Annotated in this window: 20 protein-coding genes; 5 read left to right on the forward strand and 15 right to left on the reverse strand. The window is 57.3% G+C overall.

What is annotated here, in order from left to right; translation table 11 throughout:
* Positions 1-39: 39 nt before the first annotated feature.
* The 5 genes from G533_RS0103070 to G533_RS0103090 form a co-directional block, all read right to left on the reverse strand.
* Entirely contained in the window at positions 40-690 is a 651-nt protein-coding gene (locus tag G533_RS0103070; RefSeq protein WP_027948702.1) for an IS1595 family transposase, read from the reverse strand.
* Positions 691-713: 23 nt separating this feature from the next.
* Positions 714-4229 carry an EAL domain-containing protein gene (locus G533_RS23280; RefSeq protein WP_051229915.1) on the reverse strand — a complete coding sequence of 1172 codons (3516 nt, stop codon included), beginning with the start codon at positions 4227-4229 and terminating at the stop codon, positions 714-716.
* Between the two features lie 473 nt (positions 4230-4702).
* Positions 4703-5323 (reverse strand): response regulator, encoded by a 621-nt coding sequence (locus G533_RS0103080; RefSeq protein ID WP_027948703.1) that lies wholly within the window; start codon positions 5321-5323, stop codon positions 4703-4705.
* Entirely contained in the window at positions 5320-6957 is a 1638-nt protein-coding gene (locus G533_RS0103085) for a sensor histidine kinase (protein WP_027948704.1), read from the reverse strand. Before G533_RS0103085 ends, G533_RS0103080 begins: the two co-directional genes overlap by 4 nt.
* 86 nt (positions 6958-7043) lie before the next feature.
* The gene (locus G533_RS0103090) at positions 7044-8063 is read right to left on the reverse strand and encodes a GGDEF domain-containing protein (protein ID WP_027948705.1); all 1020 of its coding nucleotides are present in this window, start codon (positions 8061-8063) and stop codon (positions 7044-7046) included.
* Positions 8064-8427: 364 nt separating this feature from the next.
* Between G533_RS0103090 and G533_RS0103095 the strand changes: the two genes are divergently transcribed.
* On the forward strand, positions 8428-9480 hold the full coding sequence (locus tag G533_RS0103095) for a DUF3089 domain-containing protein (RefSeq protein WP_027948706.1): 1053 nt from the start codon (positions 8428-8430) through the stop codon (positions 9478-9480).
* Positions 9481-9595: 115 nt separating this feature from the next.
* On the opposite strand, the gene G533_RS20280 is transcribed toward G533_RS0103095, so the two are convergent.
* From G533_RS20280 to G533_RS0103135, 8 genes are all read right to left on the reverse strand, one after another.
* The gene (locus tag G533_RS20280) at positions 9596-11071 is read right to left on the reverse strand and encodes a L,D-transpeptidase family protein (protein ID WP_158413389.1); all 1476 of its coding nucleotides are present in this window, start codon (positions 11069-11071) and stop codon (positions 9596-9598) included.
* A 222-nt stretch (positions 11072-11293) separates the two neighbouring features.
* Entirely contained in the window at positions 11294-12523 is a 1230-nt protein-coding gene (locus G533_RS0103105; protein ID WP_027948707.1) for an efflux RND transporter periplasmic adaptor subunit, read from the reverse strand.
* A 4-nt stretch (positions 12524-12527) separates the two neighbouring features.
* Entirely contained in the window at positions 12528-14891 is a 2364-nt protein-coding gene (locus tag G533_RS0103110) for an ABC transporter permease (protein WP_027948708.1), read from the reverse strand.
* 7 nt (positions 14892-14898) lie between these two features.
* Positions 14899-15543 (reverse strand): ABC transporter ATP-binding protein, encoded by a 645-nt coding sequence (locus G533_RS0103115; RefSeq protein ID WP_205622528.1) that lies wholly within the window; start codon positions 15541-15543, stop codon positions 14899-14901.
* 261 nt (positions 15544-15804) lie between these two features.
* Positions 15805-16608, reverse strand: a complete 804-nt coding sequence (locus G533_RS0103120; RefSeq protein ID WP_205622529.1) for an ABC transporter permease — start codon at positions 16606-16608, stop codon at positions 15805-15807.
* Positions 16608-17489: an ABC transporter permease subunit gene (locus G533_RS0103125; protein ID WP_027948711.1), complete on the reverse strand. Its 882-nt coding sequence runs from the start codon at positions 17487-17489 to the stop codon at positions 16608-16610. The genes G533_RS0103120 and G533_RS0103125 overlap by 1 nt, the downstream gene beginning before the upstream one ends.
* Positions 17489-18616, reverse strand: coding sequence for an ABC transporter ATP-binding protein (locus G533_RS0103130; RefSeq protein WP_027948712.1), 1128 nt, complete (start codon positions 18614-18616; stop codon positions 17489-17491). Before G533_RS0103130 ends, G533_RS0103125 begins: the two co-directional genes overlap by 1 nt.
* Positions 18617-18679: 63 nt before the next feature.
* Complete coding sequence (locus G533_RS0103135; RefSeq protein WP_035526242.1) at positions 18680-19765, reverse strand: polyamine ABC transporter substrate-binding protein; 1086 nt, start codon at positions 19763-19765, stop codon at positions 18680-18682.
* 440 nt (positions 19766-20205) lie between these two features.
* On the opposite strand from G533_RS0103135, the gene G533_RS0103140 reads away from it, so the two are divergent.
* The 4 genes from G533_RS0103140 to G533_RS0103155 are packed head-to-tail and all read left to right on the forward strand — an operon-like array spanning position 20206 to position 23862.
* A complete protein-coding gene (locus G533_RS0103140) occupies positions 20206-21249 on the forward strand; it encodes an isopenicillin N synthase family dioxygenase (RefSeq protein ID WP_035526245.1) in 1044 nt (347 codons plus the stop codon).
* On the forward strand, positions 21246-22187 hold the full coding sequence (locus G533_RS0103145) for a hypothetical protein (protein WP_027948715.1): 942 nt from the start codon (positions 21246-21248) through the stop codon (positions 22185-22187). Before G533_RS0103140 ends, G533_RS0103145 begins: the two co-directional genes overlap by 4 nt.
* On the forward strand, positions 22184-22753 hold the full coding sequence (locus tag G533_RS20285) for an N-acetyltransferase (protein WP_144079774.1): 570 nt from the start codon (positions 22184-22186) through the stop codon (positions 22751-22753). The genes G533_RS0103145 and G533_RS20285 overlap by 4 nt, the downstream gene beginning before the upstream one ends.
* A gap of 35 nt (positions 22754-22788) precedes the next feature.
* Complete coding sequence (locus G533_RS0103155; protein ID WP_027948716.1) at positions 22789-23862, forward strand: putative urea ABC transporter substrate-binding protein; 1074 nt, start codon at positions 22789-22791, stop codon at positions 23860-23862.
* A 21-nt stretch (positions 23863-23883) separates the two neighbouring features.
* Here G533_RS0103155 and G533_RS0103160 read toward each other — a convergent pair whose 3' ends face one another.
* Positions 23884-24756: a DMT family transporter gene (locus tag G533_RS0103160; RefSeq protein ID WP_027948717.1), complete on the reverse strand. Its 873-nt coding sequence runs from the start codon at positions 24754-24756 to the stop codon at positions 23884-23886.
* A gap of 46 nt (positions 24757-24802) precedes the next feature.
* Positions 24803-25717: a DUF808 domain-containing protein gene (locus G533_RS0103165; protein ID WP_027948718.1), complete on the reverse strand. Its 915-nt coding sequence runs from the start codon at positions 25715-25717 to the stop codon at positions 24803-24805.
* Positions 25718-25774 lie beyond the last annotated feature (57 nt).

Consider the following 25774-nt stretch of genomic DNA (forward strand, 5'->3'; position numbering starts at 1 on the left):
CCCGGGAGCGATGAAAAACTTTGGGGCTGTCCTAGATAACTAGCCCATTTCGTTCCTAACCCATTGAGTTAACTGCTTTAATTGGCTCTTTGGGTCACTGTTATTAAATCGCCACTCACACTCCTTCAAAAACAAGGGAAAATGCTCCCGTGGCACCCCGTTGAATCGGCGTAAATGACGCTTCGCTTGATTCCAGAAATTCTCTATACCGTTTATATGATTCTGCTTATCTGCAAACAGCTCACTATGGTTAATACGGTAGTGCTTAAACTCTGAGACATCCAGAGCGTTGTAGCTACGGAATGTGTCAGTGTAAACAATGCTATCTGGCTTCACCTTTTGCCTGATAATCGGTAGTAATGTGTCGGCTTTGGCGTTGGGTATAACAACCGTGTAAACCTTGCCATGCCGCTTTAACAGGCCAAATACGGGTACTTTGCCTAACGCGCCTCGACCCCGTTTACCTTTACGCCTGCCACCAAAATAACTCTCGTCTGCTTCCACCTCACCTTCCAGTAATTCCAGATGTTCACTGTGTTCATAAATGAGTTGTCGCAGGCGATGAAAATAGTAGCTGGCTGTCGTTTTGTTAACCCCAACCAACTGGGCTGCCGTTCGTGCTGTTGTCCCCGCAACAAACAGCTCAATTAAACGTGATTGTTTGTACCAACTCAGCCTGCTCTTTCTCATCCAGCCATCCTAGATAATCTCTGTTATCTAGGACAGCCCCAAAACTTTTCCGTATAACCGGAGGTGAGAAGCACCTTGATGCCCGGCCTCTCTCGCTGCGCGATCTCGGCCAGTCGGTCACCGCCCATGCCTCCTGGCATTACCATATCCGAGAACACCGCATTTATATCCGGGTCGTCGTTCAGCATGGCGAGAGCCTCCTCGCCGGATCTTGCACTCCGTACGCGGTAGCCCATGGATGTAATCAGATTGATTGCGTGCTCTCTGACCAGATCGTCGTCTTCAACAATCAGAATGCACTCGTCACCACTCGTTGCAATGTCGTTCTGGTCTTCAAGTGACTCCGGCAGTGTCATACTGCTTGTGGCTCGTGGTACGTATAGGGATATGGTTGTTCCTTTTCCGGGCTCTGAGTCGATGGTGATGTGACCGCCTGTCTGCTTGATGAACCCGTACACCATGCTCAGCCCCAGCCCGCTGCCCTTGCCAACGATTTTGGTGGTAAAGAAGGGCTCGAAAACCTTGCTTATTACCTCCTCATGCATGCCTGAGCCCGTATCGGCGACGGAGATTTTCACGTAGCAACCACTCGTCACCTCCTTGTTCAGACGTGCGTATTCCTCGTCGAGCACCTCGTTGGACGTTTCGATTGTGATTCTGCCTTCCCCCTGAATGGAGTCTCTCGCGTTGACCACGAGGTTTAGCAGGGCGGACTCGAGCTGTGCGGGGTCGGCGTTAGCAAGCCAAAGGTCATCATGCGTTACGATTTCTAGCTGGATGTTCTCCTCAACGGAGCGGCGCAGGAGCATGTTCATGGAGCCGAGCATGTCTTCAACGCTTATGACCTGAGGCTCCAGAGGTTGTTTTCGAGCAAACGCGAGAAGTCTTGCAACCATCTCGCTACCACGCTCTGCCGCAGAGACAATCATTTCCGCGAATGCGCAGGACTGATGGTCCTCCTTTTCCTGCAGGTATTCCACGAGGAGCTCAGAGTTGCCGAGTATCACCGTCAGCAGATTATTGAAGTCATGAGCGACACCGCCAGTGAGCTGGCCAACTGCTTCAAGCTTTTGTGATTGGCGTAGATGCGCGGCGAGTTCATTTCGCTCTGTCAGGTCCGCCATGCTGATAAGTGCTCTGATTGGCTCTCCGTCCGCATTGCGAATAAGGTAGCCGCGATCAACGACTGATAGCCATTTATCGTTCGAGCCCTTGAACCGGTAGTCGCATTTCCAGCGAGTCTGTTCGTCTGAAAGGAATTCGTGGTAGCTGGACAGTACCCGATCCTTATCGTCGCAGTGAATGCGTGCTATCCATTCCGCTTCGCGAGTCAGGTCACCTGTTTTGAGTCCCATCAATTTCACGCCCTGTTCGTTCCACCAGACGATGTCCGAAACCAGATCCACGTCTCTTACAACGTCCTGGGTGGCAGAGGCCAGCATTTGAAAACGCTCTTCACTCTTTCGAAGCGTTTCTTCAGCCTCCTTACGGTCGGAGATGTCACGCTGCACAGAGACAAAGTGAGTGTAGTGTCCGGAATCGTCCGCCAGCGGCACTATGTCCATTTCAAACCACAGAGGCGATCCAGACTTCGTATAGTTAATGATCTCGCTGCGCACTGGGGAAAAATTCTCAAGTGCACGGCGAATGCGACGGAGCTCCGCGCGGTCCGATAGCTCTCCCTGCAGTATCCGTGGCGTACTTCCAAGAACTTCTTCGCGTGTATACCCGGTTATCCGTGCAAAAGCGTCGTTGACGTAAAGTATTCTTGGACCGGCCGGCGCATCGATAGGATTTGCTTCCGTAATCAGGAGAACATCATTGATCCGCGACGTTGCTGCCTCGAGCAATCGCAGCGTTTCAATATTTGCGTGTTCCTGTGTGACGTCTCGGAAGTGTATGGCCATGCCATCGTCGATTGCGTGTGCTGAGCCGGCAATCCAAATTCCGATTGGATCCAGATATTCCTGAAAGCAGATCGGAGCATCGTTTTCTGAAGAAGCTTCCAGCTTGCGCCTTAGCCTGGATTCCTGCGAGACTGGAATAGCATCCCACAGGTGTTTGCCGACGTAGCTCTCGCTGACGTTGCCGAACAATTGTGTGAAGTCGGAATTTACGAAAGTCAGCCGATGCCCGTGATCGATGGTCAGGAAGACCGTGTCCATACCGTCTACGATCTTTCTGAGCCTGCGAGCCGCACGTACTTCTTTCTCGCTTTGCGCCTGGGAAGAAATTTGTGAAGGCGCGCCGGCATGTGTTTCAGGTGGTAGGCGCCGGGCCCATGCTTCGACCCAGGCGGGAATATGGTCGCCCTCCATCGGCTTCGCTATGTGATAGCCTTGCACGAGATTGCAGTTCAACCCGCTGACAAACTCCATTGCTTTCTGGTCTTCAACGCCTTCGGCGGTTGTCTGTAATCCGAGGTTTTTGCCAAGTTCGATAACGGATTGCACAACCATTCTCGCTTCCGCAGACCGCCCGGAAGCAATGACAAATGATTTGTCGACCTTGATTTCGGAAAAGGGCAAACGGACAAGCTGCGCCATTGAGGAGTAGCCAGTCCCGAAGTCATCCATGGAGAGAAGAAACCCCTTCATGCGCAGGCGTGTCATAAGCTCCAGCGAAGTCGTTGGGTCCTCCATGGCGCTGGTTTCGGTTAACTCAAGGATGACACGCGATGTTGAAACACCGGCTTTGGCGCAGTGCGCCGCGAGTCTGTCAGCGAAGTCTATATCGCGCAGGTTCCTGGCTGATATATTGATGGAGATTCGCACATCGCCACCGCACTGATCCCACAGTTGCTCGTGGGATTTGTACCAGGCTAGCGCGTTTGTGAAGATATAACCTGTCAGATGGTCCATCAGGTGACATTCTTCGGCGACATGAAGGAATCGGTCCGGCAGTAGTGGGCCATAGGTTGGATGGCGCCAGCGGACGAGTGTTTCGAAACCCCTGATATTCCCGGATTTGCAGTCGATCTTGGGCTGGTAGACCAGGAAGAACTCGCGGTTGCGAATGCCGTCCACGATATCACGGTGTTTTATCGGTAGTCCTTGATCTACCGCTTTGCTCTCCAGCATGGCGCCCTGACTTGTTCTATTCGTTAGCAGCGCATTGAGCTGCTCCTTTCGATAGGGCTTCGTCAATTTTCCAATGATGCGCAGGCCATGTTCTTCTGCCGCAAGCGCGGCGGCATCAAGCAGGCGCTCATCGAGGCCGCTTACGAGAATGACCTTTGCCTCGCAACTCACTTCGGGGAGTCGTCGCAGCACTTCCACGCCGTCCATACCCGGCATTATCAAGTCAATGGCGACATACTCTGGACCATCACGCTCAATAGCGTGAAGGAATTCACTCGCTTGTGTAAAAACTTTCGCTGAGAGTCCAGATGCATCCGCCAGACGCGCGAGGGTCAAGGCGACATCCCGGTCATCATCGAGTATGAAAATGTACTCGTGGGGATCACCGACATCGATCACTCGCCCGGCTTCGCAATTGTCAACCGGGTCAAAGTAATTGTGCTCATGCAAACTGTTCATTTCTCCATCACCATTTACGCAAAAGGTGCATGTTTGCGACCTCGTCCAGAGACTTCCCGCAACCGCCGTTTGCCGCTTGTGTGGGCGTTGCTGTTCATGGCGGTTGGGTTCAACGGCCCCGATCGGTACTGTGTTACCGCGCCCGGGTCGCTCCTTTGATGACCGGAGTGGTTCGGGCGGCCCTGTAAGATGCTGCACAGGTTGCGGAGAGCGACCCTGTAGCATTATTTTTGGATGAGGATCGCTCGGAGTAAGGCTCGCAACTCAGCGATGAGCAAGAAATACAGGCACGATTGGAGCGCGCGGACGGTTGAAGGCGGCGAACCCAGTTTCTAGTAAGCCAGGTCAGGGCCCTGTTGTGGCGTCCGACGACACTCTAGTACGTATCAGGAATACTAGTTTTTTTTGCAATCGCTCGATATCAGGGATTCCCTGAATTTCTCCGGCGCTCACCTGTCCGTCCGTAGTCGAGGTCAGCTATCGATCAAGCCCACGCGTATGCTGTGGCGAGTAAGTTCCGCGACAGAGCGTAGCTCAAGTTTGTCCATAATATGCTTTCGGTGGGATTCTATGGTTTTAGCGCTCAGATGTAGCTGCTCGGCGATCTCCCGCGTTGGGTGGCCCAGTGCAATGAGCCTCAGTACCTGCTCCTCACGCGTACTCAGTCTGGCCTGTTCGTTGCGCGCGGTGAGCTTCGACTCGAGGCGCCGGCACATGAATGTTTTTCCCGAAAAAACCGTGTGGATTGCATCTCGCAGCTCCTCAATGGCAGCTTCCTTGAGCAGATAGGCACGCGCCCCCGCGTCGAATGCCTGCCGGACGAAGTGTGTTTGTGAGTGCATGGATACAACAATAACCGCGGGTTTCGAGGATAGCCGTTGGGTTTCCTTTATGGCTGTTAACCCGTGTATCTTGGGTAACTGGAGGTCGATCACCAGGATGTCCGGGTTGGTGCGCCGGGTCTCTGTGATGGCGGATTCTCCGTTTGCGGCCTCAGCAACCACCTTGAAGCCATCAACCGAGTGTAGGTAGGCCACAATCGCACTCCGCAACATTTGATGGTCGTCGGCCACTACGATGGTAATATCTTTCATTCGACAGCCTCGTTGTGTAATGGCGTGTTCATCGTGACTTCCGTGCCGCCTTCAATCGGCGCACGTATCTCCAGGCGACCACCAAGACTTTCCAGTGTATTTTCACAACTCAGTAAACCGTAGCCTCTCGCTGCTTTTCGATTGCGGAGCGAATCGATGTTGAGGCCGCGCCCGTTGTCGCGGATGGTAATGCACAAGCTGCTTCCGTTGTGTTCAACTTCCAGCTCTACTGTAGACGCTTCTGCGTGCTTGACCACGTTCACCAGAATTTCACGAGTACACCGAAACAAGCTGGAAGCATGATCCCTGTCAAGGCTGGGCGGGGTATCACATTTGAATACCGCGTCAATCTCATACTCAGACATCAACTCCTGGAGTAGTTCCTGCAGAGAGTTCTGGAAGCTTCCACCCTGATGCACGGATGAAGCAACCCCTGACGTAATCGACCGGGTAGTTTCAATAGCCTGGTCCAGGATGTCTTTCATTTCCTCCAGCATGCCAGTGTGGGAAAGATCTTTGGTCAGTTTTGACTCAAGCAGATCCAGCTTGATCCGCGACAGAGCCAGATTCTGCCCGAGGTTATCGTGAACCAGGCGCGCGGTTTCGGCACGAAACTCATCTTCTTTTCTGTTGGCACGAACGGCGAGCTCTCTGAGCTGTAGCCTTCCACGTTCAATCTCTTTCAGGCGTGAGCTTCTGTCGTCAGTGCTGGCGCCAAGAATCAGGCTTGCAGCGGTATTGACCAGAAGATAGAGGCAAAGCCCGGCGGCGAACTCCTGCGAGGATACAGCAGAAAAATACACGGTTTCATTCAACGCGCCTACACTGGCAAAAGTCGCTACGACGACGTTGCAAACCGCTGCAAAAACGGAGCCGAACCTTGCGGCCGCCCAGAACAGGCCCGGCGTAACAAGGTAGATGCTCGCCGGATGTGTTGTGATCTCGAATACAAACACGGCGGCGGATATACCGATTATGAATACGGCGAGAGCGAACGCTTCGACATATCGCCGGGGTGGCGCGATCCGACCTGAAAAGAAAAGCCAGGCCGACACGACAGCGGGAGTGACGATAATTATGCCGGAGGCTTGTACTAATGCCCATTGCGCGAAATCTACCGGGAAATCTGCTGTTGTATTTGCTGTGCGCATCAAGGCCGGCGCAACCGCGAAAACGGTTGGCAGCAGAAGGCCTGCGACAAGTACAAAATATGTCGCGCGCCTGAGGGCTGTTTGTGTATGCGAACAATAGTGCCTCAGTAGTGCCGCACCAACGAGCCCCTCGAGCGTTTTTGACGCGGCAATAACCAGCGCCATCGAAAGTGGCGACGCGTAGACGATGAATTCCACTCCCAGCTGAACGCAGAAAATGGCCGGAACGAGCACCCACCACTCGCGTTTCGAGGCGAGTAGCAGTCCTGCCCAGTAAACACCCGCTGCGAGATACATGAACGGGAGGTCGTTTCGCAGGGAGTATATGCCAAGAACGATCGCTGCCAATATGGCATAGCCAGCTGCGGTTAACGCCACAAAATGCCAGCGGATTTTTTCCTGTGCGGATTCGTCAGGAAGCCAGTCGAGGACGCAGGGAAATTCCTGCTGGTCGACGAAAGCTTCGGGTATCACTCTTGCCATAACGCGCCTCCAGCGGAATTACGCAATGGTTCCCCGGCCCACCTGGTTCCCTGCTCGCGCACTTCTTCAGTGCCAGCTGCGGGCTTTCAGCTACCTTCAGGTTCACTGTTGTTTTGCGCGCTGCTCTTGCTATCGGTACAGCTTGCGACACGATTTTTGCCGTCTTTTTTTGCCTGATACAGCGCCTTGTCTGCGAGGCCCAAAAGCTCTGCTTCAGTAACGTCCGTATCAGCTTGCGCCGTACCTGCGCTACAGGTTACGTGCAGCGTCTCGCCGGACGCCAACGTGAACTGGTGTTCGCGCAGCGCGGTGATGAAGCGATCGACGGCGAGAAGTCCCTGGGTTTCATCACACTCAGGCATGACAATGATGAACTCCTCGCCACCGAAGCGCCCTATGGTATCGGAGTCGCGGCTCAAAGTGTTCAACAGGGCGCCCACTCCGCGCAATACATCGTCGCCTGCCAAGTGGCCGTGGGTATCATTGACAACCTTGAAATCATCAATATCAATCATGGCAACCGTCAAGGGTATATCATAGCGTTCCGCGCGCTTTAGCTCCTCGCGCAGCGTATCGAGTGCATAGCTGCGACGGAATGTGCCGGTCAAAGGGTCTGCGACCGCGAGTGCTTCCAGCTGCGCGGTACGCTCTTTTACTTTCTCCTCCAGCCTGATATTCGCTTCAAGAATATCTTCACGCGCTACACGCAGTTCTTCATTGGCCGCGACGAGGCGGGCACGGCTGGGAATGTTGATTGCAATGGGCAGCAAACGCCAGGCTACGATAGCGGTGATGGCCGACACCACGCCAGTCGATATCTTTGCCAGGCCCTCGATAAAGTAGTACCCATGCCAGACATTGATTAGTGAGATCAGGTGCGTTACGCCGCAGAGGAAGATGAAGGCAGCAAACATGAGGAAGACGCGGTCAAAAGTGAGATCTTCACGTTTTCTCACCAGCCTGATCAGTACTGCGGGAATGGCGAAATAGGCAAGCGTGGTGAGTGTGTCGCCACCCACGTGAAGAAACAGCAGATCCCACCGCCAAAGCAGACAATGGCCGTGGGGCATCAGGCTGCCGTCAAGCACGCGTTGCAGCAATTCCATTTGACTACTCCCGGATCTTTTGTCGAACCATATACGCGAAGGGTTCAGCCGTGCGGTCGATTCCAGCGGGCACACGGGCTTCCCATCGTGCGTAACCCTTAACTCCAAAATAGCACGGCACAGGTGAATTGCGAGAAATGAAGACTGTGAAATGCTTTCGCTTGCGCATGGCATCTGCGGCGCTGGTCACGCGTTCACGCCGTTTGCGAATTTCTGCTAGCATGCGCCTCTCCTTCTTGAGAGATTCATCGTTTAAATGAACCACTCCTGGCCAATTTATTACAAGAATACTGGATGCCTCACCATGCCTGACAGTTCGCCGTTATTACGCCGTGTGTATGTATTCCTTCACCGAGTGTTAAGGGTGTCGGCACCCCTGTTACTCGCTGCGTGCACGGATGGCAACGACGCGGTCTTCGAGCCTGGGCCCTATGCAGATGAGGCTCTGTGGCTCTGCAAACCGGGGATTGCTCAAGACCGTTGTCTGGAGCTCGACCAGACCATTACGTATGTCTACGAAGATGGCAACAGGGCAGTGTTTCAGCACGAACCCGTGGTCGATGCACCGTTTGATTGCTTCTACGTGTACCCCACGGTCGACTTGAGGGAGGAGCCGGGCAATACGCTGGATCTCACCGACGACGCGCTCATGCTGCGCCCGCTCTACAACCAGGCAGCACGCTTCACGGAGTTGTGTAACGTGTATGCACCGAAATACCGGCAAATGACCATTGGAAGCTATGGGGTAGAGAACGCGTTTGAAAGTGAGTATTTTGCGTTGGGGTATGCCGATATCGAGGAGGCGTTTGACCAGTACCTGCTGGAGAACCCGTCGCGCAACTTCGTGCTCATGGGGCACTCGCAGGGCTCCCATGTTCTGCTTCGACTACTGGAAAATCGTTTCGAAAATGATGCAGCGCTGCGCTCACGGCTCATCTCTGCTCTGGTGGTGGGGCCAACCGGCGCGCTTGACGTGCCCGCAGGCGAACTTGTTGGCGGCACGTTCCAGAACCTGCCGCTGTGCAACCACGCCACAGACACAGGCTGCATTGTCGCCTTCGATAGTGCCGCGGCGGGGGGGGAGCGGCCTGCTCCGTCGTCCCCCAGGCCTTGTGTGAATCCATCGGTTCTGGCTGGCGAGCCGGGTATAGCGGCAAACACAATCTACAACGATGAAGAGGGCATCCCGTTCCCGGAAGGTGTGGAAACGAACTGGATTGGCTACCCCGGGCTATACAGCATGTCCTGCGAAGCCGACGGATTTCTGGGTATCGACACCGCACCCGGTCGATCCACTCCGTTCACGCCCCAGCTGATACAGGCGTTTCTCGGCTCCAGCACCCTGCACCTGGCAGACTATACCTTTGCAATCGGCGACCTGCTGCGGCTGGTCGAGGTACAGGCGGATAATCACTAAGCGGTTTTTCGATGTACCCTGGATGAGTTCCTCGGCACCAAGCAGCACAATATCCATGCTCGCGGTGGGAATGGAAGCGACAATGCTTCGAGAAATCGCACATCGTAGCGGTTATTCAAAGGGTGCGGTCGCTCGCCTTCAGCTGATCGATAATGCGCTGGTCTCTCGCGTACACATCGCGGCGGAACACCACGTCATTGCCTACCGCGAACGCGGTGAAGTAAACGAGGTACACCGGCACGGGTTCTTTCAGGTACGCGGTGACGGTCTCGCCGGATTCGAACAAACGGTCCATCTCGGGTAGGTAACGGCTCTTGTCGTGTTGCAGCACCCATTCGATCAGCTTGCGTGGCTCGGCTAGGCGGATACAGCCGGAGGAAAATGTGCGCTCCGTTTTGTTAAACAGGGCTTTGTCTGGCGTATCGTGTAAATACACACTGTGCTGATTGGGCAACATGAATTTCACTTTCCCCAGCGCATTCTTGTCACCCGGGAGCTGGCGCAAGCTGAACTGTCCGGGGCGCACGCTTTGCCAGTCGACGTCACTCACCGGGACAAACGCTTCGCTGCCCGCCAGTCGCGCTTCATATCCTGCCGCTGCCAATGGTGCCGGATCCTGGCGTAACAGTGGCAGCTTGTCTTTCACAGCAATGCTGTACGGCACATTCCAGTAGGGGAAAAACACCAGATACTGCATTTCCTCGGTGAAGATGGGGGTTTCGCGATACGGTCGGCCAACAATGATGTCCATGGCCAGCGCTTCGCTGTTGTTCTCAATGACGCGCATCTGAAATGCTGCGATATTCACCCGGATGTACGTGGAGGGAGTGTCTCTTGGCAGCCATCGCCAGCGTTCGAGATTGGCATCCAGGCGCTCAATCCAGGAAAAACGCGTCGCATTGAGAACCTGCAGTGTGGCGGCGCCGACGATTCCATCGGCTTCCAGCCCCGCCGCGCGCTGGAAAGTGGCAACGGACTGTTGCAGCGCTTCGTCAAACGTACCGGAGTGTGCGCCTGGCCCCAATAGCCGTGCCTGCAGCTGCTCCACGCGCGCCCCGGTCGCGCCGCGCTTGAGGGCGGGGCCCGCCTCTACGGTTTCGCTGTTGGTGTCGTCTGCCGCTGCGAGAGTGGCCCGCTTCTCCACCAGTGCCCAGTATTCAGGGGTTTGCGGCCACAGTGCGTGCAGCACACTCGCCAGGTCGCCGCCTTCTTCAAGCAGAGTGTGTAGCACGGTAACGGGATCAATGGACTCTCGTTCAAGGTACCACTCGTCATCCACTTCCTCGACGGCTCCGCGATAGCGGTCCCGTACCTGTGACAGGAAAGCATCGGTAAAGAGCAGCTCCAGCATCGGCTCTGGCACCGTGCCTGAGGTGATCTCTGCGTAGTGATAGTGATCGAGGGGCAGACCGTGCTCGCTGGAGCGTGCAATCTCTTTTGCCAGATCGGTGCGCAGGGCGGCGAGCGGCCCATCGGCGAACCAGAGGAATTGATGGTGGTGCGCGCCGTAGACCGTGACAATTTCCGTCATGTTACGCAGTGGGCCCGGCTCACCGGCCCGGCCCGCTTCGCTCAGGCGTTCGACCTCCATGCGCAGGTCATCAGCGCCCTGTGCAAATGCGGACTGTGCGCTGCCAATTAGGCACAGAGTGAGCAATAGGAGAGTGCTTGAAATGACCGGAAATCGTGTTCTCATGGGGTGACGTTATCACACTCCGACGCCGGGGCAGGGGCAAAGGACGCCGGGCAGGCGCGCAACCGGTAGCAGCGAGCGGGCCTGCACAGTTTCCTGTTCTCGGCCATTGCTCGCCGTTCAGCCCGCATGCCTCTGCACGACCCTGGTGTTGTCCGTGAGCCCTGATGCAGGGTAGAGCACAATGCTGTCACCGGCTTCAAGACCATCTACTACTTCAGCGATGATGCCATTAGTGCGGCCGATAGTGACCGGCGTCAGTCGCGTTTTGCCATTGCTGACCTTGAATACGGCCCAGTCCGAAGCGCTGCGGAACAGCGCACTCGCTGGCACGGTCAACGCCGAGTTGTCCTCCCATATGATGATCCGCACCTCGACCCGGTAGCCGTGTCCCAGTGCTTTCCGCGCTTCTGCCGGGTCAGTGAAGCGAATAATGGTGTTGACGCGCTGCTCTTCGACGCCGAGCGCGGAGAACTTGGTAAAACCCAGAGGGTCGATACGCTCGACCACGCCGTTCAGGGTTGTCGGCCCACCCCAGTCTTCCAGAATCACACGGTCCCCGGGCGATACCTTCACGGCATCTGTAGAGAGCAATTCAACGACCACCTCCAGGTCACTTTCGATGTTGCCGATTTCAAGAATGGCCGTCCCTGCCGGCAGGGTGGTTTCACTCTCCTGCAGCACGCGCAATACACGGCCGGTTGCCGGCGCGTACAGCGGAATGGTTTCGCGTGCTGTGACCATCGCATTGCCCGGAGCCTCACCACCCTGAAAGCTGATGAGGCTCGCGCGCGCATTGGCAAGCTGTGCTTCACGCATGGCAATGGTGGCCTCGGCTGTGCCCAATTGCGCCTCGGCTGTGCGCGCCTCGCGCACAGCGCGATCCAGTTCCGCTTCACTGACCATGGCTTCACCGCGCAGACGCCGAATGCGTTGCAGATCGGTTCTGGCAAGATCGCTGTCGGCAGCGGCCTTGTTCAATTCGGCGCGCGCAAGGCGTAATGCAGCTTCCGCTGCAGTGACTTCGGTTCGCGCCTGCTCCCGCGTGCGCGCGTTGAGTGATTCCGGGTTGCTAGGCAACATTTGTGCGACGATGGTTTCGTTGTGTATGACCTCATCCCCGGGCAGTACTTCCACTCGTTGCAGGCGACCGGCCAGCGGCGTCGAGAGTACGTACGCATCGTGGACCCGGGTACGGCCTTCTTCGTCGATAGTGACCCGCATGGTGCCCCGTATGACTTCCCCCATATCCACCATTACGGGGCGCGGCCAGAAAGCAAACGCCAGCGCCAACACCAGTACGGTAGCTGTTGTCAGGCTGATGACGGTTCTGGAGTGCTTTCTGGTCATGGCTCTATTCTCTCGCTTTGAGCGCGGATGTGATGTCGCCTGTATCAATATCCCGCTTCACCAGCCAGCCCGAAAGGGTTGCTGCTGACAGCACCGCGAGCGCGGCTGCGCCGTAGCCGGCTGCGGGAACCTGTGCAGGAATCTGGTAGAGGTCGGTACTAAACCCGGCTGCAACGGCAAACGAGAGGTGGTAGCCGAGTACGGAACCAACGGGCAAAGCGATCAATGTGACCACCGCGAGTTCGCCCAGCAGCACGAAGGCGACCTCGTTGCGGGAAAAGCCAATCACTCGCAAGCTAGCCAGATCTCGCGCACGTTCTGCGTAGGCGATGCGTGCGGCGTTGTAGACGATACCGAAGGTGATGATTCCGGCGACGGCCAGCATGATATAACGCATTGAACCTGCACCCTCATCCATCTGCTCCTGCAGTGCGCCCTTAGCGTCCTGCTTGAGGCTGACCCCTGCGACTGTGGGCATATCCTTCAGTGTGCTGTAAACCGTATTCTGCTGCGCGCTGTCGATACGCAAATAGGCGCCGGACATGCGGTTGGGTTCTCCCAGGGCGCGGTTGAGCGATTCCATATCCATATAGGCTGGCGCACCGAGCAGGGTTTGTGCAATGCCGGCAACGGGAATCTCCAGGGTTGGTCGTCGGCCCTCACGTACCGCAATCGTCAATACGTCACCGGCCCTGACGTTGAGAATGTTCGCCAGCGGCTCTGCCAGAATAACGCCACCGGGTTGCAAGTGAATCGTGTTCATTGAGCGGTCCACGGCTCGATAGAGCCTCGGATCGGGCGGCAAACCGCTGATGGCACCGAGGTGCCGTGCCCGACCGTACTGTAAAACGGCAGATACATAACGTATGGGCTGCACATCTACCACGCCCGCAATATTGCCCAGGTTGGTGACGTTCGTGGTGGACAGTGGCTCATTGAATGTGACGCTGACATCGCTCTGGTCTACCACATTGAAAGTCAAATCAATGGCCTGGTTGAAACCACTCATGATACCTACCATGGCGACCGAAAGCCCCATGCCAGCGGCGATGCCGGCAACGGCGCCGGCCATGCGGCCAGGCTGCCGAGTCAGGCGTCGAACCACCATCCGGCTGGGCTGGTCAAGCGTGGATTGTATCGAGCGTGCCAGCTTACCGAGTGGCTTGTAATGAGGCGGGGCGGGAGGCTGCATGGCCGAGGCGGGTGTCAGGCTGAAAACGCGGCGCAGCACCAGCAAACCGCCGGCAGAGGCCGCGCCCACGCTCACGGTGAAGCCAGTGATGAATGATCCTGGCTCAAGCTGGAAAATCAGAAAGGGAAACTTGAAATACAGCAGGTAGACGTCAACCAGTGCCCGGCCAGCCAGAATGCCCAGCAGACAACCTACAATCGCGCCGCCCGCGGCGATCGCCAGTATCAGTTTGAAATAGTGTATGCCTGTTTCAAGGTTGGTATAGCCAAACGCTTTTATCAGGCCGATCTGACCGCGCTCAGCCTCTACCATGCGCGATACGACGATGTAGAGCAGGAACGCTGCGACCGCAAGAAAAATAGGAGGAACCGCGGCCCCTGTAGCTCGCAGGCCCGCTATTTCTTCAGTGACAAAGCGGTTGGATGTGTGGTCCTCCAGACAGTAGGCACCGAATCCCCCATAGGGATCAAGCAGGCGATCCACAGCATCAATGACTCGCCTGGTTTGACCGTCGCGTCCTATGGACAGCAGTGCTTCGTTAAAAGCGCCATCCAGGTCGTACGCTGCAGCGAGGGATTGCGTGCTCATCCAGATCACAGCATAGCGCGCATCATCGGACATCAGCTCGCCGGGCGCGGTGGTGTACAGGAACTCCGGGGCTTGCGCCAGACCCACGATACGCAGCGTGTGTCGCGCCCCATTCATTGTCACGTCAAGGGGTTCGCCCGGCTGCAGCCCGTGCGCGTCGGCGAAGCCCTTGAGCAGCATCACCTCATCAAGGCGCTCTCTGGCCGGAGCGCGTCCGGCACTCAGGTAGAAGTCGTTCAGGCGGGGTGTGTGGAACTCCGGGATGGAGATAGCCTGTGCGCGCAACGGTATTTCCAGCCCGGGAAGGTCAATAAGCGCGTGCCCCGTAATACGCCCCTCTACAGTGCTTACGCCCGGAATGGCTGCCAGTTCCGCCAGCAGGTGTTGGGGCGCTCGTTTTACCGGGGCGAAGATGTCGGCGAGACGGTAGCGTTCGTAATAGGCACGGCGCGTTTCCTCCAGAGACGTAATCAGCCCCGACATCATCACCAGCAACAGCACACCCACAGCAATAACTGCGCCTATCGCCATCGCCTGCCCCTTGATGCGCCAGAGGTCCCTGAACAGCTTGCGATCCAGTGGACTCATGCGTGCGCTACCACTCGATGTCCTGCGGATCGCGCTTGTTGCTGTTGACGCGGACCTCCCGGATCTGGCCGTCAGCGAAATAGATGACCCGGTCGGCCATGGCAGCTGTGGCCGCGGCATGTGTCACAATCAATACGGTCGCACCCAGTGCCTCATTGACATTTTTAAGGACCTGCAGCACGGCGCGACCTGTGGTGCTGTCCAGGGCACCGGTGGGCTCATCGCAAAACAGCACATTGGGTTGCTTGGCCACTGCGCGCGCGATGGCTACGCGCTGTTGTTCACCTCCGGAGAGCTGGCTCGGGAAACTGTCACCGCGCTTGCCCAGCCCCACCAGTTCCAGGGCGTCGGCGGGATTCATCGGGCTGGCAGCGATTTCCGTCACCAGTTCGATGTTTTCGTAAGCCGTCAGGCTGGGCATGAGGTTGTAGAACTGAAACACGAAGCCCACATGGTCGCGACGATAGCGGGTGAGCTGTGCATCGGTCATCGTTGAGAGGTTCTGCTCCTGAAACATCACGTCGCCGTCGCTTGCCCGGTCAAGACCGCCGAGAATGTTCAGTAGCGTCGACTTGCCGCTACCGGAGGGCCCCAGCAGCACGACCAGTTCACCGGCTGGAATCTCGACATCAACGCCACGCAGGGCGTGCACCTGGGCCGCTCCCTCGCCATACACTTTTGTCAGCGCTCGTGTAGTGAAAGCCTTTAGCGGCCCATTGTTCCCTGTTTGGCACATGGCGTTCGGTTCTGGGGTCTGGGGTCTGGGGTTTGGGAAAGCACGGTGGCCTGGTTGCTAGCCCGTCAGGGGGGGCGCTGAAAACCATGGTAGCCCGAAACACGTGAATGCACTAATGCTGTACCAGGGAAGAACTGGCAGGAGCTTCTCCAGCCCCGCAGTCTGCGCATGTGAGGATCAATCCACCGTGTTGCGTTGCTGCTGGTGTACAAAATTTCGCTTGGATAGCAGTGACGCAACGATGACGCCCAGCGTGACGATGGCAATCATGAGCGTGGAGAGCGCGTTGATCTCCGGGCTGACGCCGAGGCGCACCGCGGAGAAAATCTTGATGGGGAGCGTGGTCGCGGATGGACCGGTAGTGAACGATGCGATCACCAGGTCGTCCAGCGACAGGGTGAAGGCGAGCAACCATCCCGAGATCACTGCGGGCGCAATAATGGGTAAGGTGACGAGCCGGAACGCCCCCCAGGGTGAGCAGCCGAGGTCCAGCGCGGCTTCTTCCAGTGAGCGGTCAAAGGCCACCAGGCGGGAAGAGACGACTACCGACACATAGCACATGGAAAATGTGGTGTGGGCGAGCACAATCGTCAGTACGCCGCGCTCCAGCCCAATACCGATAAACAGTAACAACAGCGACAGGCCTGTGATTACCTCTGGCATCACCAAAGGCGCGTAAATCATGCCGGAAAAAAGGGTTCTACCCAGAAAGCGTCCGCCCCGTACCAGCGCGTATGCCGCCAGTGTTCCCAGTACAGTGGCAAGGGTGGAAGAGAAGACGGCGACTTTGAACGTTACCCACGCGGCGTCCAGAAATGCCTGGTTGTTCAGCAGCTCTCCATACCATTTGGTAGAGAAACCGGTCCACACGGTGACCAGGCGGCTCTCATTGAAGCTGTACACCACCAGTATGACCATGGGTAAGTAGAGAAAGGCGAAGCCCAGGGTCAATGAGGTGATGTTGAACCCGCTCAGGCGCATCAGCTCTCTGCCTCCTGTTGTTTCTGCTGGTTTTGCTGAAACAGCACAATCGGAATGATCAGGATCAGCACAAGCACCACAGCAACGGCGGAAGCCACTGGCCAGTCGCGGTTATTGAAGAACTCTTCCCACAACACCTTGCCGATCATCAATGTGCCTGAGCCACCCAGCAGTGAAGGGATCACAAATTCACCCAGCGTGGGAATGAACACCAGGAAGCAGCCGGCAACAATGCCATTGCGTGACAAGGGCACGGTAACCAGCCAGAACGCTTTGGCGCGGGAACAGCCAAGGTCCTCGGCGGCCTCTATCAGCGAATTGTCGAGTCGGTGCAGGGCGGCGTAAATGGGCAGAATCATGAACGGGATATAGGTGTAGACAATACCGATATACACGGCAATTTTCGTATTAAGGAGAATCAGCGGTTCGCTGATCACGCCCAGGCCCAACAGCAATTGGTTCAGGTAGCCTTCCTGGCTGAGAATACCCATCCAGGAATACACCCTGATCAGGAAACTGGTCCAGAAGGGCAGAATCACCAACATCATGAGGGTGGCGCGCCATTGCTCCGGCGTGCGCGCCATGGCGTAGGCAATGGGATAGCCAATCAGCAGCGTCAGCAGAGTGGATGTAGCGGCAATCTTCAGGCTGGAGAGATACGCTTTCCAGTACAGGTCATCTGTAGTGAGAAACGTGAAATTCTCAAAGTCCAGTTGCGACAGGAAAGCACCTATCCCTTCATTCCAGCTGAACTGGGGCAGGTAGGGTGGACGTGCCATGGCCACGTCGGAAAGCGATATCTTGAGGACAATGGCAAAAGGTACGAGGAACAGGCCGAGGAGCCACAGGTAGGGTATGAGGGCGACAACGACTCTCTTCATCACGCTTCCAGTAACACGCCTGCATTGGCCGCCCAGGACAGCCAGACCTGGTCATCCCAGGTAAATCCCCGGTTTTCGATACGTCGTGTATTGGCGGCTTGCGCTTTGAGTATACGCCCCCCGGCCACCTCAACATGATAGGTACTGATATTGCCCAGATAGGCGATATCATGAACCCTGCCCTGAATGGTGTTCTCCGCACCCGCAGGAGGCTCAGCTGAAATATGCATCTTCTCGGGTCGGATGGCCAGAAAGACCTTCTGGGCGGTAGCGAAGGGCTGCTCTGATGACGCCACAAGCGGTGCAAAACCCTCGGCCCAGTGCAGCTTGTAACAGGTGGGGCCGCAGGGGTGGACGGCACCTTCAATGATGTTCACATCCCCGATGAAGTCAGCGACGTAAACGCAATTGGGTGCCTCGTAAATTGCCGAAGGGGTCGCCACTTGAATCAGCTCGCCTTCGTCCATTACTGCAACGCGGCTCGCCACCGTCATGGCTTCCTCCTGGTCATGAGTGACGATGACGAAAGTTGTGCCGGTTTTTTCCTGAATATCCATCAGCTCGAACTGGGTATCCTGGCGCAGTTTTTTGTCCAGCGCCCCCATCGGTTCATCGAGCAGTAGCAGTCTGGGCGCTTTCGCCAAACTTCTGGCCAGCGCCACACGCTGACGCTGGCCACCCGAAATCTGGTGCGGTTTGCGCCGCGCGAAGCGTTCCAGTCTGGTGAGTTTGAGCATTTCCTCCACACGCGCGCGAAGTGCGTCCTTCGGCATCGCCGCGCGCCGCAGGCCAAAGGCAATGTTGTCCCACACGTTGAGGTGCGGAAACAGAGCGTAGGACTGGAACATCATATTCACGGCGCGCTTGTTGGGAGGGACTGGCACAATATCCTGCCCCGCCAGTTCTATCTGCCCGGAGCTGGGGTCTTCAAACCCCGCGAGCATGCGCATCATCGTGGTCTTACCGCAGCCGGAAGGGCCCAGCAGCGCGAAAAACTCGTGTTCGTAAATGTCGAGCGTCAGGTTGCGTACGGCTGTGAAATCGCCGAATTGCTTGGTGACGTTGCTGAACCGGATCAGAGGTTTCGCAGTTGGATCGTCCCAGGGTGCAAAAACGGTTTGTAGCACGGTGCCCTCGTCAGCGAATGGCAAAAGCCGGCGCGTTGCCACGTGCCGGCGTGCAGGGCCTGATCAAGTACCCGACTTGACCCGGGTCCACAGGCGCGTGACCGTCCGCTGTACCTTGGCAGGGTAGGGCGTCGTGATATAGAGATTCTCCAGCGTCGCGGCATCCGGGTATATAGCGGTATCGTCTATCACGTCGGGCACCAGGAACGCCTGGCTGGCGAGATTGCCGTTGGCATAGAACACGTAGTTCGAAGCCTGCGCCATGTTCTCTGCGTCCATGATGAAGTTGAGGAATGTGTGCGCGCCCTCCGGGTTGGGGGCGTCCACGGGAATCGCCATCTGGTCGAACCACATCAAGGCGCCTTCGCTGGGGGCGTGATAGACGATCTCTACGCCGGCATCAGCTTCTGCGGCACGGTCGCGAGCCTGGAGAATGTCGCCGGACCAGCCAAAGGCAACGCAGATGTCGCCGTTGGCGAGTGCATTGATATATTCGGAACTGTGGAATTTCTGCACATGGGGCCGAACCGCCATCAGCAGTGGTTCGACCTTGGCGATCACTTCCGGGTCATGGCTATCCGGGTCCTCGCCGATATAGGCGAGCGCAGCGGGAATCACCTCGGCGGGCGCATCCAGAAAGTGCACGCCACAGGAGGCGAGTCGCGCCATGTTTTCCGGCTTGAAAATGAGATCCAGGGAGTTGATGGGGGCGTCCTCACCCAGTACCTCCGCAACCCTTTTCACATTCACTCCCAGGCCTGTGGTTCCCCACATGTAATTCACAGAGTATTCGTTACCGGGGTCGTAGCGTGCCGTGCGCTTTTCGATAACGTCCCACAGGTTCGCGCTGTTGGTCAGTTTTGTCGGGTCCAGTTTCTGGAAGGCGCCTACGGCAATCTGGCGTTGCAGAAATGTACCCGACGGTACGACCACGTCGTACCCCGATCCGCCCGCCAACATTTTGGTTTCCAGCACTTCGTTGGAGTCGAAGACATCGTAGATGAGTTTCAGCCCGGTCTCTTCCTCGAACTTGGCCAAGAGCTCCTCGTCAATGTAGTCGGACCAGTTGTAAACACGAACCTCGTCGGCTGCTGTGACTGCTGTCGCAAGGGCGAACAGGCAGGCGGCGCCCAGTATCTTGCCTTTCATGTTTGATGCTCCGGAAGGTGGGATCGCCCGAGTATCTACCGGTCTTTGCGATTTGATCAAGTGTTTCCGCTGTTCCAGAGTTTGTTTTATTTCTGCTTCGCTCCATTGCCGGCCACACGAGGAAACGAAACAGTCGGGTCGCGCACCATGCCTGTGCACACGTTACGGCGCGCCGCACGAATTTGATGCGTTGAATCAGTGCCGATCGAGAGCAGGCTGCGGGTGAAAACAAGGTGGAGCGTGGTCAACCTCTGCACTTTCAGGGCTTCTGGCGTGTTTTTCGGTAGATTGGCATAAAACTCGCAATGTATTTTCCACGGGTCGGGCTTCGCAGGCTGATGCCCGACGACCGCGAGTTCCGGGACGACCCGGACGGCCCACCCGCCGCTGACCGTGTCTGGACGACCAGATGATTTCTGTGGACAGGCGAGGTTGTCTCTATGTCAGTGACACCGAACACCCATCAAGCATTCCAGTCGCTACCGGTCGTGAACATCGCGGGCTTGAGCTCTGCCAGCGTAAACAGCCGCATGCGAGCAGCACAGGAACTCGGAAATGCCGCGCGCGCTGCCGGCTTTCTGTACATAACGGGCCACGGAATCGCTCCTGAGATCATTCAGCGTTTCCGCCAGCGCGCGGCCGAGTTCTTCGCCCAGAGCCAGGCCGTCAAGATGGCGAGTTATATCGGACATTCCCGCAATCACAGCGGCTATGTACCTGAGGGTGAAGAACAGCTCTATGGCACCGCGTTGCCAGATCGCAAGGAAGCCTACGATCTGAACTACGATATGCTCGAACCCGCTCATGAGCGCCCGATGCTGGGACCAAACCAGTGGCCAGATATGCCCGGTTTCAAGCCTGACGTGCAGGCTTATTACAACGCGGCCTTTGCACTGGGAAAGCGCCTTTTTCGCGGGTTTGCTTTGGCTCTTGGGCTGCCGGAAGACCGCTTTACCCGCCTCGTCACGAGGCCACCTACACAACTGCGCCTCATTCATTATCCCCATGATCCATGCCCGGACGCTGCAGCGGCCGGCATCGGCGCCCATACAGACTACGAGTGTTTCACGATTCTGTTGCCGACGGCGCCGGGTCTGGAAGTCATGAACGGCGCGGGGCAATGGATCGACGTGCCGCTGCGTGAGAATGCATTCGTCATCAACATAGGCGATATGTTGGAAATACTCAGCAATGGCGAGTTGATCGCCACTGCACACCGGGTGCGGAAGGTGGCTGAAGAGCGCTATGCGTTCCCGATGTTCTGCAACGTCGATTACGACGTGGAGATCAGGCCCCTGCCGGAGCTGTTGCATGCAGGAAGTCCTCCGCGCTACGCGCCGCAAATTTGCGGTGAACACCTGTTTGCACAAACTGCACAGACCTTCGCCTACTTGAAGCGGCGTCTCGAGACCGGCGAGCTTGTGCTGCCCAAAGGCAGCCTCGGCCTGTCCAGCTTTGGTCCCAAAGTGCGAGCGCAGCCATGACACTGGCAGAGTTGCTTGAGAAATACCCACGGGAGCCCTCCAGCGGCGTACCGGACTGGATGCTGGGCTGTTTTCGCCGACGTTGCATAAGCTTTGCCAACGGCGAGTCGGACGAGCAGACCATCGTGTACTGGTTCCAGAGTCGGAATTTCACCATCGACCTGCGTCTGCCGCGGTTGCAGGAGCAGGTGCGTGCCGCACCGCTGGGGCAATACAGTAAACGCGAAATTGCGGCTCGAGCGAACTACGAGGGCTGGCGGGCACCGTGTGTATGGAGCGGTGAAGAGATGGAATGGCATCCCGGCGAGTCATTGCAGGTGACCGACCGGTGGCCCGAACCTGCTGAACTCAAGAGGATCGGCAACTGCATGATCGAGTTTGCCCCCAGTGGTGCCTATGTCGAGGATTGGCGGCTGCAGCCGTCGGCACCCGGGCCATTTTTGGGCCTGCAGCTGTTGCAGGAGTACGACGAGGGTATCGGTCGGTGGTCAACCCGTGGCGGCGGATTGATCATATGCGGCGACCATGCGGCACAGGTGTTGGGTCGGCCAGCCAGCATTCCCGCAGGCGCGGCAACCTTGCAGGAACGTGCGGTAGGCGCGCTGGGTGATACGCAGACGTTGCGCGCGCTACTCGATTTCGAGACCTCGGTTGCTGTCGGTTCTGTCGCCGGTGGGTACACGGTGGTTCACAGCACCTGCCCCGAGCGCAGAGGGCAACCACTCCTCGAGTCAGGCACGTTTGCCTGGGCGCAGGACAGCGAAGAGCTTGAGCATGAGTTTTACCACGATGGACGGCGGTGCCTGCGACGCTACGCGGTTGATGTGATTGACCCACAGCGGAGCTTTTCCGTCAAAACCGCGGCCAATCCCGCATCCGATAACTGGTTTGCGCGCGAGTCAGCCACACTCCGGCGCTATGCTGAGGTTCTTGTATGACCCGCTACAGGGCACGCGCTGCCGGTTTTCTGCCGTTGGCACTGGCAGGCGACAGGCTCCCTGAACGCTGGAGAGGCACCCATGCAATGCTGGTGCCGGCGGGCCCGGAGTGGGTGGCGCTGGACTATGCCGCGGTCATGGCCAGCCGAGGTCAGATCCAGCATCTTTTTGGCCCCGCAGACAGCTGGCCGGCAGAGACAATGAGCCTGGAAGAGGATCGTGCCGACCTCATCTGGCATGAGCAGGAATTTGTGACGCAGCGCTCGTTTGCTTATCACCTCCTCACCCACGATGGCAGCGACTGCCTGGGCTGCCTGTATCTGTACCCCACGGCGAGCCAGGATCACGATGCAGAAGCCTACCTCTGGACACACGCCACCCTGCCTGCAGATGAGGCCTCCCGGATTGAGGATGAGGTGGTTGCCTGGGTAGACCGGGATTGGCCGTTTCGTGCGGTGGCGTGGCCCGGGAGGTTCATCGCGTTTGATGCCTGGGCAGAGGCCGGCATACCCAATTACTACGCGAGCACCCGTATGGCGGCAGTTCCGCCTGTCAGCGGCGCTTGATTCTTGTTGTACACATCCCCTCGAGGAGATCGACCATGAAACGAATCTATCGCTCAATCGCAGTACCGCTGTTAACAGCCACGCTCTGCTTCTCGGCAGGATGGGCACAAGCCGAGGAGCGGCGCACACAGTTTTCCCTCGCCTGGTCCATCTACGTAGGGTTCATGCCCTGGGCCTATATGGACGAGGCTGGCATCATGGACAAGTGGGCAAAGAAGTACGGTATTGAAGTGGATCTCGTGCAGATCAACGACTATATCGAGGCTATCAACATGTACACGGTGGGTGAGTTCGACGGCGCAACCATGACCAACATGGATATGCTGACAATCCCTTCCGCTTCCGGTGTTGACACCACGGCGCTGATTACCGGCGATTTTTCCAACGGCAATGATGCGGTTGTGCTGAAGGGCCGCGACAGCATGCAGGACATCAAGGGCATGGAGGTTTATCTACTGGAACTCTCCGTATCCCACTACGCCCTCGCTCGCGCACTGGAGATGGCTGGTCTCAGCGAGCGCGACGTCACGCTGATCAATACATCGGACGCCGATATCGCCACCACGTTCAAAAACAGCGAGGTGCAGGCTGTCACCCTCTGGAATCCACAGCTACAAATGGCCATGCAGGAACCCAATGCGGTAAAGGTGTTTGATTCCAGCCAGATTCCCGGTGAGATTCTTGACGTGATGGGCGTCAATTCGGCAACGCTGAAGAAATACCCCGAACTCGGTAAGGCGGTAACCGGCGCGTGGTTCGAGACGGTGGGCATCATGCTGGGTGACACACCACAGGCAATCGAAGCGAAAACCTATATGGGTGAGAATTCGGGCACGGACCTCGAAGGGTATGAAATGCAGTTGGCCGCCACCCACATGTTCAAGACGCCGCAGGACAAGCTGGACTACCTGACCACGACGCGCGTGCGTGAGACCATGGACTTCGTGACGCAGTTCACCTTCAAGCACGGTTTGCTGGGTGCGGGCGCGGCGTCCCCCGATGTTATCGGCATTGAATTGCCGGACGGTTCTATCTGGGGCAACGAGGCCAACGTGAAGATGCGTTTTGACCACCAGTTTGTACGCATGGCGGCGGAAGGTACGCTGTAGAGTCGTACGCACCAGTGCCGGCTACACGGTCGGCACTGGTTCCTCGCTGCGCGATCCCTCCAGCATGGCGGCTACCAGCACCATGACGCCACCAACGATTTCAAACAACTGTAGTTGTGTTTGCATGATGATTGCAGTGGATGCCACCGCGACCACGAGCTCGGCAACGATGATAATGGAAGATCGCCCGGCATCCATTTGAGTGACGCCCCACTGAGTCCCGGCGGTAATCAACGTCAGCCAGAGGCCTCCATAGACCACCGCCCAGACCGCTGCCTGGGGGGAGGGCAGGCTGGCCGCGGATACGACAAGCAGGGAAGAAATGCCGATCATGGCGGTACAGCCGATGAACATGGCGGCTACCTTGCTCATCACCGGTATGTCCTGGGTGAAGCGAAACAGGATGTTGGTGGCGGCAAGCCCCATGCCGGAGCCCAGTGCGAGCAGGTCGATCCAGGTGATGCCTGTCCATGAGGTATGCGCGACATCCAGTATGATGAATGCGCCGGACAAACACAGCACAACGGCGAGCAGGCGCACGGCATCCACTCGCTCACCGAGGAACAGACGTCCACCCAGTACACTCCATACCGGTAACAGGTAGAAGAGAATCATCACGCGGATAACGTCGCCGTGATAGATGGCTGTCTGGAACGAGGCATTGGCAAAGCCGCCGGCCAGTGCAACCAGTGCCATCAGTTGCAACTTGTGTTGCCATTGGCGGCGTTGCCGATAGAGCCATGGCAGCAACAGCAGGGCCCCCGCACCGAATGCGATGAACACCAGGTGCAAGCCGTCCAGGCCCTGGTCGCTGAGCGCCTTGATTGGCAGCCATGTCAGGCCCCACCCAGCTGAACTGAGGAAAAGCACCAGTGCGGCAAATCGCGTATTCATGCAGAGATCGTTACCGAAGTCATGGAAAAGAAGCAGGCCTGAGCGCTCAACGGAACAATCTCGTCCACAGAGCCTGCAAGGGGGTGATCGTCGCCACCAGCAAGGCGCCGGCAAGCAGGCCAAAGCAACCGTCAGCCAAGGTGTTTACAAGCACCTGAGCAACACCGGTAAAGCCCTCTGTGTACGCCATGATGGCGGCGTGCACCGGCGGCAGCCCGTGCGTGAGAATGCCGCCGCCAACCAGGAACATGGCGGTGGTGCCGAGTACCGAGAGTGTGCGCATCAGGTGCGGTGCAAGCCAGAGAATGCCGTGGCCGGTTTTTTGCGCCAGCGCGCTCTCGCGTCCACTTAAATACAGGCCGCCGTCATCCAGTTTGACGATGCCGGCTACAAGCCCGTATACGCCAACCGTTATCATGATGGCGACGACAGAGAGCACCAGGAATTGCATGCCGATGGCCTCGGCAGCGACCGTTCCCAGGGTAATCGCAATGATTTCCGCGGACAGAATGAAGTCGGTGCGAATCGCGCCTTTGATCTTCTTTTGCTCAACCGCGCGCAAGTCTACCTGCGGATCTTTCAGGGCGGCGCGCAGGGCTTGCGCGTGCGCCTCTTGCTCATTGCGGTGCAGAAAGCGGTGCGCGATTTTTTCGAAGCCCTCGAAACAGAGGAATGCACCGCCCAGCATCAGCAGCGGCGTAATCAGCCACGGCGCGAAAAAACTGATTGCCACTGCTGCAGGCACGAGAATGGCTTTGTTGACCAGTGACCCCTTGGCCACGGCCCATACCACGGGCAATTCACGTGCGGGCCGAACACCGGCCACCTGTTGCGCATTCAGCGCGAGGTCATCTCCCAGCACCCCGGCGGTTTTTTTGGTCGCCGTTTTGGTCATCAGGGAAACATCGTCCAGGATCGTGGCGATGTCATCGATCAGCGCGAGCAGACTGCTTCCGGCCATGGTGCACGGCCTCCCCGGCCCAACGATAAGATCAGGTGCCCAGTCTAGCGGAAATCG

The sequence above is a fragment of the Haliea salexigens DSM 19537 genome (genome assembly GCF_000423125.1).
Classification (GTDB): Bacteria; Pseudomonadota; Gammaproteobacteria; order Pseudomonadales; family Halieaceae; genus Haliea; species Haliea salexigens.

Excerpts from the sequence above, each read along its gene's own strand:
- G533_RS0103070 (WP_027948702.1), bottom strand. The coding sequence starts at position 690 with ATGAGAAAGAGCAGGCTGAGTTGGTACAAACAATCACGTTTAATTGAG.
- G533_RS23280 (WP_051229915.1), bottom strand. The coding sequence starts at position 4,229 with ATGAACAGTTTGCATGAGCACAATTACTTTGACCCGGTTGACAATTGC.
- G533_RS0103080 (WP_027948703.1), bottom strand. The coding sequence starts at position 5,323 with ATGAAAGATATTACCATCGTAGTGGCCGACGACCATCAAATGTTGCGG.
- G533_RS0103085 (WP_027948704.1), bottom strand. The coding sequence starts at position 6,957 with ATGGCAAGAGTGATACCCGAAGCTTTCGTCGACCAGCAGGAATTTCCC.
- G533_RS0103090 (WP_027948705.1), bottom strand. The coding sequence starts at position 8,063 with ATGGAATTGCTGCAACGCGTGCTTGACGGCAGCCTGATGCCCCACGGC.
- G533_RS20280 (WP_158413389.1), bottom strand. The coding sequence starts at position 11,071 with ATGGAGGTCGAACGCCTGAGCGAAGCGGGCCGGGCCGGTGAGCCGGGC.
- G533_RS0103105 (WP_027948707.1), bottom strand. The coding sequence starts at position 12,523 with ATGACCAGAAAGCACTCCAGAACCGTCATCAGCCTGACAACAGCTACC.
- G533_RS0103110 (WP_027948708.1), bottom strand. The coding sequence starts at position 14,891 with ATGAGTCCACTGGATCGCAAGCTGTTCAGGGACCTCTGGCGCATCAAG.
- G533_RS0103120 (WP_205622529.1), bottom strand. The coding sequence starts at position 16,608 with ATGCGCCTGAGCGGGTTCAACATCACCTCATTGACCCTGGGCTTCGCC.
- G533_RS0103125 (WP_027948711.1), bottom strand. The coding sequence starts at position 17,489 with ATGAAGAGAGTCGTTGTCGCCCTCATACCCTACCTGTGGCTCCTCGGC.
- G533_RS0103135 (WP_035526242.1), bottom strand. The coding sequence starts at position 19,765 with ATGAAAGGCAAGATACTGGGCGCCGCCTGCCTGTTCGCCCTTGCGACA.
- G533_RS0103140 (WP_035526245.1), top strand. The coding sequence starts at position 20,206 with ATGTCAGTGACACCGAACACCCATCAAGCATTCCAGTCGCTACCGGTC.
- G533_RS0103145 (WP_027948715.1), top strand. The coding sequence starts at position 21,246 with ATGACACTGGCAGAGTTGCTTGAGAAATACCCACGGGAGCCCTCCAGC.
- G533_RS20285 (WP_144079774.1), top strand. The coding sequence starts at position 22,184 with ATGACCCGCTACAGGGCACGCGCTGCCGGTTTTCTGCCGTTGGCACTG.
- G533_RS0103155 (WP_027948716.1), top strand. The coding sequence starts at position 22,789 with ATGAAACGAATCTATCGCTCAATCGCAGTACCGCTGTTAACAGCCACG.
- G533_RS0103160 (WP_027948717.1), bottom strand. The coding sequence starts at position 24,756 with ATGAATACGCGATTTGCCGCACTGGTGCTTTTCCTCAGTTCAGCTGGG.
- G533_RS0103165 (WP_027948718.1), bottom strand. The coding sequence starts at position 25,717 with ATGGCCGGAAGCAGTCTGCTCGCGCTGATCGATGACATCGCCACGATC.